At 69.4% G+C, this 8,466-nt stretch carries 8 protein-coding genes; 7 read left to right on the top strand and 1 reads right to left on the bottom strand.

What is annotated here, in order from left to right:
- Positions 1 to 42 precede the first annotated feature (42 nt).
- Genes AB0N07_RS19805 through AB0N07_RS19790 form a run of 4 tightly spaced genes read left to right on the top strand, consistent with a single transcriptional unit; the run spans position 43 to position 3,599 of the window.
- Entirely contained in the window at positions 43 to 2,241 is a 2,199-nt protein-coding gene (locus AB0N07_RS19805; protein WP_365836661.1) for a nitrate- and nitrite sensing domain-containing protein, read from the top strand.
- Positions 2,238 to 2,666, top strand: coding sequence for a roadblock/LC7 domain-containing protein (locus tag AB0N07_RS19800; protein WP_115909039.1), 429 nt, complete (start codon positions 2,238 to 2,240; stop codon positions 2,664 to 2,666). The genes AB0N07_RS19805 and AB0N07_RS19800 overlap by 4 nt, the downstream gene beginning before the upstream one ends.
- Before the next feature lie 14 nt (positions 2,667 to 2,680).
- Positions 2,681 to 3,019, top strand: a complete 339-nt coding sequence (locus AB0N07_RS19795; protein WP_365836654.1) for a DUF742 domain-containing protein — start codon at positions 2,681 to 2,683, stop codon at positions 3,017 to 3,019.
- On the top strand, positions 3,003 to 3,599 hold the full coding sequence (locus tag AB0N07_RS19790) for an ATP/GTP-binding protein (RefSeq protein WP_365836652.1): 597 nt from the start codon (positions 3,003 to 3,005) through the stop codon (positions 3,597 to 3,599). Before AB0N07_RS19795 ends, AB0N07_RS19790 begins: the two co-directional genes overlap by 17 nt.
- Before the next feature lie 95 nt (positions 3,600 to 3,694).
- Here AB0N07_RS19790 and AB0N07_RS19785 read toward each other — a convergent pair whose 3' ends face one another.
- Positions 3,695 to 4,645 carry an ABC transporter substrate-binding protein gene (locus AB0N07_RS19785; protein ID WP_365836650.1) on the bottom strand — a complete coding sequence of 317 codons (951 nt, stop codon included), beginning with the start codon at positions 4,643 to 4,645 and terminating at the stop codon, positions 3,695 to 3,697.
- 407 nt (positions 4,646 to 5,052) lie between these two features.
- On the opposite strand from AB0N07_RS19785, the gene AB0N07_RS19780 reads away from it, so the two are divergent.
- The 3 genes from AB0N07_RS19780 to AB0N07_RS19770 are packed head-to-tail and all read left to right on the top strand — an operon-like array spanning position 5,053 to position 8,460.
- Positions 5,053 to 5,910, top strand: a complete 858-nt coding sequence (locus AB0N07_RS19780; protein ID WP_365836648.1) for an amino acid ABC transporter permease — start codon at positions 5,053 to 5,055, stop codon at positions 5,908 to 5,910.
- Complete coding sequence (locus AB0N07_RS19775; RefSeq protein ID WP_365836646.1) at positions 5,907 to 7,664, top strand: FAD/NAD(P)-binding protein; 1,758 nt, start codon at positions 5,907 to 5,909, stop codon at positions 7,662 to 7,664. The genes AB0N07_RS19780 and AB0N07_RS19775 overlap by 4 nt, the downstream gene beginning before the upstream one ends.
- Positions 7,665 to 7,698: 34 nt before the next feature.
- A complete protein-coding gene (locus AB0N07_RS19770) occupies positions 7,699 to 8,460 on the top strand; it encodes an amino acid ABC transporter ATP-binding protein (RefSeq protein WP_365836644.1) in 762 nt (253 codons plus the stop codon).
- Positions 8,461 to 8,466 lie beyond the last annotated feature (6 nt).

Below are 8,466 nucleotides of genomic sequence, written 5' to 3'. Positions count from 1 at the left end.
GAAAGATCTTGGTCGATCCGCTGAACAGCAGAGGCTCCACCTATATGCCCGGCCCCAGTTGACACCGACTGCGAATCCTTAACTTCGCGGCATTGGGAGATCACCCTCCAGGGCCTGGTCCACGAGCTGCAGAAGGAGCGCGGACTCACCACCGGATACGTGGGCGGAGTCGGGCAGTTCAAGGCCAAACTGCCCGCGCAGCGCAAGTCCACCGACACCGCACGCGCGGCGCTCGGCAAGGCGCTGGAGGGGCGCGACGACGCCGCCGCCGACTCCGTGCGCGAGTCCCTCGGACGGCTCGACGGCCTCGCCGGCATCCGCAGGGACGCCGACGACGGGACCGGCGTCGTGAAGGACACCTTCAACTACTTCACCACCACCATCACCGTCCTCGACCGGCTCGACCTCGGCTTCGACGCGGTGCGCGACGGCACCCTGCGTGACGCCTACCAGGCGCTCCAGGTCCTCGGCAACGCCAAGGAGTTCACCGGCGAGGAGCGCGCCATCGTGCTCGGCTCGGTGCGCGCCTCCGGCGGCCGCTTCCGCGGTGACGACTACAGCCGCTTCATGCAGATCCGGGCCGGTCGTCAGGCCGCGCTCGCCGCCTTCCCGCGCTCGGCGACCGCCGACCAGGAACAGCGCCTGAGCCAGGCCCTGAGCACTCCGGACGCGGAGCGCATGCTGGCCTACGAGAGCGTCGCGGTGCACGGCGGCTCCAGGCTGAGCTCCTCCAGCCTCCCGCCGATGGACTGGTGGAACACCACCACCTCGACCATCAACGGGCTGCGGGCGGTGCAGATCTCCCTCGGCGCCGATGTCGAGCACCGTGCCGCCGCCCTGGAGAGCACCGCCCAGGGCGACCTGCTGCTGTTCGTGCTGCTCGCGCTCGGCACCGTCGCCGCACTCGGCGCGCTCGCCCTCGACTGCGTACGGTCCGTGTCCGCGCCGCTCGCCGAACTTGCCCAGCAGGCCCGGGAGGTGGCGGGCGAGCGACTGCCGCGCGCCGTCGCAGCCGTACAGGACGCGGACTCCGGGGAGAGCCCGGAGCCACCCGCCCCGCTCGTGGTGAGCCGCAGGGCGGGCGCCGAGGTCCGGGAGGTCGCCGAGGCCTTCGACCGCGTCCAGCGCGCCGCCTTCGACCTCGCCACCGAACAGGCCGTGCTGCGCCGCAACGCCACCGACTCGCTGGTCAGCCTCGGCCGCCGCAACCAGAACCTGGTACGCCGCCAGATCAGCTTCATCAACAAGCTGGAGCACGAGGACGCCGACCCGGCCACCCTCGCCAACCTCTTCGAACTGGACCATCTCGCCACGCGAATGCGCCGCAACGCCGAAAGCCTCCTCGTGCTCGCCGGGGAGTCCAGCCCCCGCCCCTGGGCCACCCCGCTGGCCGTCACCGACGTGCTGCGCGCCTCGCTCGCCGAGGTCGAGGAGTACCGCCGGGTCACCCTGCGCCGGATCGAGCCCGCGCACATCAGCGGCTCCGTCGTCGCCGAAGTCGCCCACCTGCTCGCCGAGCTGGTCGAGAACGCGCTGAGCTACTCGCCGCCGGACTCCGTCGTGGAGATCGAGGGGCGGCGCACCAGCGCCGGCTATCTCGTCGCGATCGTCGACAACGGCCTCGGCATGGACACCCAGGCGCTCGCCGAGGCAAACGTACGGCTGTCCGGAACGGCCGGCTTCATGGCCGAACCCACCCGGTTCCTCGGCCACTTCGTGGTCGGCGCCCTCGCCCGAAAGCGCGGGATCGAGGTACGGCTCGGCGAGGCGCCGGCGTCCGGAGTGGTCGCCCGGGTGCTGATTCCGTTGCAGCTGCTCACGGAGGCCCCGCAGGGCAAGGCCGCCGACAAGCTGGTGCTGCCCGCCCCCCGGAAGGAGAAGGACGTGGACGTTCCCCCCGGGGAGCTGGTGACGGTTCAGGCAGAGGCGAAACCCGCCGAGAACGCCGGCAACAAGGCCGCCGGCGGCAAGGGCACCTCCGCCGCGCGAACCCGCAACGGGCTCGTCAAGCGACCGCAGCGCAGCGCCATCTCCGATGCCGTCAGCGAGACCGACCGCCCCGAGCGCCCGGCCCCCGCCGAGCCCACGCCCGACCGCAGCCCCGAGGAGATCTCCGGGATGCTCTCCACCCTGCGCAGCGCCCATATGCGGGGCGGGATCAGCGCGGAGAAGGAGAAGACGAAGGAGGGTGACAAGGACGACCAGAACGGCGCCGAGCAGAAAGAGGGTGACGCCAAGTGACCGCCGTCGACGCCCACAAGGACTCGCAGACCTTCAACTGGCTGCTCGCCAATTTCGTCAAGAGCACCGACGGGGTACGGGACGCGGTCGCCGTCTCCTCCGACGGGCTGCTGATCGCCGTGTCCGACGGGCTCGGACGGACCGAGGCCGACCATCTCTCCGCGATCGTCTCGGGGCTCAGCAGCCTGGCGCGCAGCGCCTCCAAGCGGTACGGCTTCGACGGGGTCAAGCTCATCATGATCGAGATGGGACGGGGTTTCCTGCTCGTCTCCGCGATCCGCGACGGCAGTTGTCTGGGCGTGCTTGCCGACAGCAGCGGTGAACTGGGGCTCGTCGGCTACGAGATGGCGGTCCTCGCGGAGCGGGCGGGCGATCTGCTCACGCCGACCCTCATCGCCGATCTGCGGCAGGCGTTGCCGCGGTGAACGGCGAAGAGCCCATGGACGTAGAGCCTGTTGAGGACGCGACGTTCGTCCGGCCGTTCATCATCACCGGCGGCCGGGCCGAGCCGCTCCAGGCCGACCTGCGGCTGGAGACGCTGGTCGTCGCCGTCGGCGGGTCCGACGAGTCGCTGACGTTCGAGCGGCGGCACATCGTCGCGCTGTGCGAGCAGCCGACGACGGTCGCCGAGGTGGCGTCGCGGGTCGGCATCCCGCTGGGCGTCGCCAAGGTGCTCGTGTCCGACCTCGTCGTGGCCGGCCGGCTCGACTGCCGGGAACCCGAGGAGCTGCCGCTCCAGATGCTCGAAAGGATCAGGGACCATGTCCGGGCGCTCTGACAGGATCGTGCCGCTCGCCGTGAAGATCGTGGTGAGCGGCGGACTCGGCGTCGGCAAGACCACGTTCATCGGGGCGATTTCGGAGATCGAACCGCTGGACACGGAGGCCGCGATGACGCAGGTTTCCGTGGGGGTCGATTCCCTCGACGGGGTCGAGTCGAAGACGACCACGACCGTGGCGCTGGATTTCGGGCGGATCACTCTTGATCCGACGATCGCGCTCTATTTGTTCGGGACGCCCGGACAGGACCGGTTCTCGTTCCTGTGGGACGACCTGGTGGAGGGGGCGCTGGGGACGGTCGTCCTCGCGGACACCCGGCGGATCGAGGAGTGTTTCCCGGCCGTCGACTACTTCGAGTCGCAGGGGGCGCCGTTCGTCCTTGCGGTGAATCGGTTCGACGGGGCGCAGCGGTTCGAACTGGAGGAAGTGCGGGAGGCGCTTGGCCTCGGGGCCGATGTGCCGGTGCTGGAGTGTGATGCGCGGGATCGTTCCTCGGTGCGGGATGTTCTGGGGGCGTTGATGGACCGGGTGATTGGGGTTCGGGCTGCGCCCAAGAGGCGGGCGGCGATGGTGCGTTAGCGGGTGGGGGTTGGCTGTGGTCGCTCGCCCCATGAGGCGGAGCCGCAAATCGACGCAGCCCCGCGCCCCTTGAAAGCAGGGCGCGGGGGACAGCGTCAGTTCTTCAGCTCCGGGGGCGAGACTTCCGACTTTGTGATTGCCGAGCCTGTTGTGCCCCACTTCTTCAGGATCTTCTCGTACGTGCCGTCTGCTATGAGCTTGTTCACTGCCGACTGGAAGGCCGGGGCCAGCTTCGTGCCCTTCTTGAAGACGAAGCCGACGTCCAGGCGGTGGTACTCGTTGAGGAACTTCACGCCCTGTTGCTGGGCCACCGCGTAGCGGAGGCCGTTGATGGTGGACATCACCACGTCGCTGCGGCCCTGCTGGAGGGAGGACCAGATGGCGCCGGTGTCGTTGTAGGTCTGCACCTTGTAGGGCTTCTTGCCGGCGGTCGTGCAGAGCTTCTTGTTCTCCTCCAGCGTCGCCTCGAAGGTGGTGCCGGCGCCGGTTGCCACGTTCAGGCCGCACAGCTGCTTCAGGTCCGTCACCTTGGAGAGCTTGCTGTCCTTGCGGGTGGCGAAACCCTGGCCGTCGTTGATGTAGGTGACGAAGTCGATGGTCTTGCGGCGCTCGTCCGTGACACCGAAGTTGCTCGCGCCGAAGTCGTACTTGCCGCTGTCGAGGGCCGGCAGGATCGCCTCGAAGGCGGCCTGTTCGGACTTGAGCTTGATGCCGAGCACCTTGGCGACCGCGTCGGCGAAGTCGACGTCCTGGCCGGTCAGGGTTTTGCCGTCGTCCAGGTAGGTGGTGCCGGGCGGGGTGCCGCCGACGCTGAACGCGACGGTGAGGCTTGTCGTGCCCGACGGCAGGAGTGCTGCAGACGCCTCGTCCTTGTGGATGGCGGAGACCACGTCCGTCGTGGGGATCTTGTCGGCCTTCGCCGAGGTGTCCGCGGCGTCGGTCGAGCCGTCCGAACCGGAGCCGCAGGCAGTGAGCAGCACAGTGGCCGACGTAATAAGGGCGAAAGGTGCAAATAGGGTTCTACGGGTACGCGTGAACGTGCGCATCGTGTGCGGTCTCCTGGAAGCAGGAAGGAGTGAAAAGAGCACGAGGGGAGGGGTGCGCGTGTGAAGGCGAAGAGGGAGAACGCTGAGAACACCCGGTCAGGGCGCGCAGTGGGGTCGGCTCAACAGGAACAGGACCACACTCGACCGAAGTCGATGTGGGAGCGCCTGACCAGCCACTGCTGTGGATGCATGGGCCAAGTGGAACAGGCATCCGGTTCTGCGTCAACCGACTTGAGACGTGCTGCTCACATGCCGGACAGCCTTGACAGTGAGGGGAAACGGCCCCGTACAGTCGACGGACGGCCCTGCTGAGGGGCTCGGCCGTATCGCGCCGTCGCTGTGCCCGGCCCGGCGCGTCCGTGTGAAGGCATCCACCGTGTTCGACCTACGCGTCACGGAGCCTTCGCATGTCTTCCGACACTCTCGCCAAAGTCCCGGCGGCACCGGACATACCCGAGCAGGCCGATGCCCTGCGCATCGTTCCGCAGCGGCGGTTCGGTCAGTGGACCGCAGCCGTCCTCGCGCTCGCCCTGCTCGGTCTCGCCGTCAACTCCGTACTGCGCAACAAGGCGTTCCAGTGGGACGTCGTCGCCGAGTACTTCACCACGGACTCGGTGCTGCGCGGGCTGTGGCTCACCCTGTGGCTGACCGCGGTCGTGATGGTGCTCGGCTTTGCGCTGGGCACGCTGCTCGCCGCCTTCCGGCTGTCCGCCAACCCCGTGCTGCGGGCGGTGAGTTGGGGCTACGTCTGGCTCTTCCGGTCGATTCCGATCCTGGTGCAGCTGTTGTTGTGGTTCAACATCGGGGCCCTGTATCCCGAGTTGTTCGGCGTCAAGACCGTCAATCTGCTGGGACCCGTCGAGGTCGCCGTCGTCGGACTCACGCTGCACGAGGCCGCCTACGCCGCCGAGGTCGTGCGCGGCGGCATCCTGTCTGTCGACCGGGGGCAGATCGAGGCCGCCCAGGCGCTCGGGCTGAGCCGGTGGCGGCGCTGGCGGCGGATCGTGCTGCCGCAGGCGATGCGCTCCATCGTGCCGCCCGCCGGGAACATGCTGATCGGCACCCTCAAGGGCACCTCCATCGTCAGCGTCATCGCGGTGAACGACCTGCTCTTCTCGGCGCAGCTGATCTACCACCGCACCTACCAGGTCATTCCGCTGCTGATGGTGGCCACCCTCTGGTACACCGTCGTCACCTCGGTGCTCGGTGTCGGGCAGTACTACGTGGAGAAGCACTACGCCCGCGGTTCGGAGCGCGCGCGATGAGGCCCTCCCTGGTGATCGTCGGGGCCGGGCCGCGGGGGACCGGTCTCATCGAGCGAATCGCAGCCAACGCGCCCGAGCTGTACGCCGGTTCGGGCCTCGACATCCATCTCGTCGACCCCCATCCGCCGGGCGCCGGACGCATCTGGCGTGCCGCGCAGTCGCCGCTGCTGTGGATGAACTCCCACGCCGAGGACGTCACCATGTTCACCGACGAGACGGTGGCCATGGAGGGCCCGGTGCGGGAGGGGCCCACGCTGCACGAGTGGGCCGGCATCGACGGCCGTACCTTTGCGGACCGGCAGCTCCAGGGGGCGTATCTGCGCTGGGTGCATGAACAGGCCGTGGCCGACCTGCCATCGGGCGTCGTCGTCCACCACCATCCTCGGCGGGCCCTGCGGGTCAGCGGCCCGCGCGAGGGCCGTCAGCAGGTATGGCTGGAGGGCCGCCCGCGCCCGCTCCCGGCCGACCTCGTCGTGCTCGCGCTCGGCCACCTCGACGCCGAACTCGACGGGCAGCAGGTCGAGTTGGCGGAGTACGCACGTGCTCATGGGCTGGTCCACCTTCCGCCCGACTTCACCGCCGACAGTGATCTGTCCGCGCTGAAGGCCGGTGAGCCCGTTCTCGTGCGCGGTTTCGGGCTCGCCTTCGTCGACCTCATGGTGCTGCTGACCGAGGGGCGGGGCGGGCGGTACGAGCGCGACACCTATCTGCCCTCGGGACAGGAGCCGGTGCTGTACGTCGGCTCGCGGCGGGGAGTGCCGTACCACTCGAAGATCGGCTACGACTGGAGCGGCGAACGGCCGCCGCTGCCGAGGTTCTTCGGGCCGCCCGAGGTCGAGGCGCTGCTCGCGCGGCCCGAAGGCTTCGACTTCCGGAGGGATGTGTGGCCGCTGGTGGAGAAGGAGCTGGGGTTCGCCCACTACCACCGGCTGTTCACCGTGCATGCGGAGCGGACGGCTGTCGAATGGAGTGTCTTCGAGGAGAAGTACGCCGCCGCGTCCGAGGTGGCCGAGCGGGAGGCGCTCGTGGCGTCCGCCGTGCCCGACCCCGCCGACCGGCTCGACCTGGACGCGCTCGACCACCCGCTGGACGGCGTGCGGTACGGCTCCTTCGAGGAGTTCCAGGAGGGGCTGCGCGGTTATGTGGAAAATGACCTGAGCAGACGTCACGATCCGCACTACAGCCCGGATCTGGCCGTGTTCCTCGGGCTGCTCTCCGTCTACGGCCAGCTGGTCCGGCTCGGTGGTATCGGCCCCTGGTGGCACGGCTTCTTCAGCTATCTGGCCTCCGGGCCGCCCGGTCCGCGGCTGCGGCAGATGCTGGCACTGTCCCGTGCCGGTGTCCTGAAGTTCCTCGGCGCCGACATGACCGTCGGCGCCGAGGGCGGGGTGTTCCGGGCGTCCAGCGCCACCGTTCCGGGTGCCTTCGTCGAGGCACGGGCGCTGGTCGAGGCGCGGCTGCCCGAGCCCACCGTCGGACGGGCCCGCGACACCCTGCTGCGCGAACTGCACGCCGACGGCGCCGTCGAGACCCCCGACGGGCTGCTCCGGGTGGACCCCGCCGACGGGCGGCTGCTCGACGCGGCCGGGCGGCCGCATCCCCGGCGGTTCGCGCTCGGGCCCTACACCGACGGACGCACGCCCGGCGCCTTCACCCGGCCGCGCACCGGCGGTCCCGCCTTCCGGCAGAACGACGCCACCGCACGGGCCGTGCTGCGGTTCCTGCGCGAGCTGGCCGGCAGCGCGGCCGCATGACCCGCCTCCCTCCCATTCCCAAGGAAGTGCCCCGATGAGCGTCATGGTCGACATCAGATCCGTCCACAAGAGCTTCGGCTCGCTGGAGGTCCTCAAGGGCATCGATCTGCAGGTGCGCACCGGCGAGGTCACCGTCGTCCTCGGCCCGTCGGGCTCCGGCAAGTCGACGCTGCTGCGCACCATCAACCACCTGGAGAAGGTGGACCACGGAGCGATCAGCGTGGACGGCACGCTCGTCGGCTACCGGCGATCCGGCGACAAGCTGCACGAACTGCCCGAGCGTGAGGTGCTCAAGCAGCGCACCCGGATCGGGTTCGTCTTCCAGAACTTCAATCTGTTCCCGCACCTCACCGTGGTGGACAACGTCATCGAGGCGCCCGTGTCCGCGCTGAAGCGGTCGCGCAAGGAGGCCCTCGAGGGAGCGCGCCGGCTGCTGGAGCGCGTGGGGCTCGCGGACAAGGCCGACGCCTACCCGCGGCAGCTCTCCGGCGGACAGCAGCAGCGGGTCGCCATCGCGCGGGCGCTGGCACTGGAGCCCAAGCTGCTGCTCTTCGACGAACCGACGTCCGCGCTCGACCCGGAGCTGGTCGGCGAAGTCCTCGATGTCATAAGGGACTTGGCCGATCAGGGCACCACGATGATCGTCGTCACGCACGAGATCGGCTTCGCCCGCGAGGTCGCCGACACCGTGGTGTTCATGGCCGAAGGGAAGATCGTCGAGCAGGGCCCGCCCGGTGACGTGCTGGACGCTCCCCGCCACGAGCGGACCCGGGCGTTCCTCTCCAAGGTTCTCTGAAAGGTC

This window comes from Streptomyces sp. NPDC051172 (assembly GCF_040682555.1).
Classification (GTDB): Bacteria; Actinomycetota; Actinomycetes; order Streptomycetales; family Streptomycetaceae; genus Streptomyces.
This window is presented reverse-complemented; position numbering and strand designations above follow the sequence as displayed.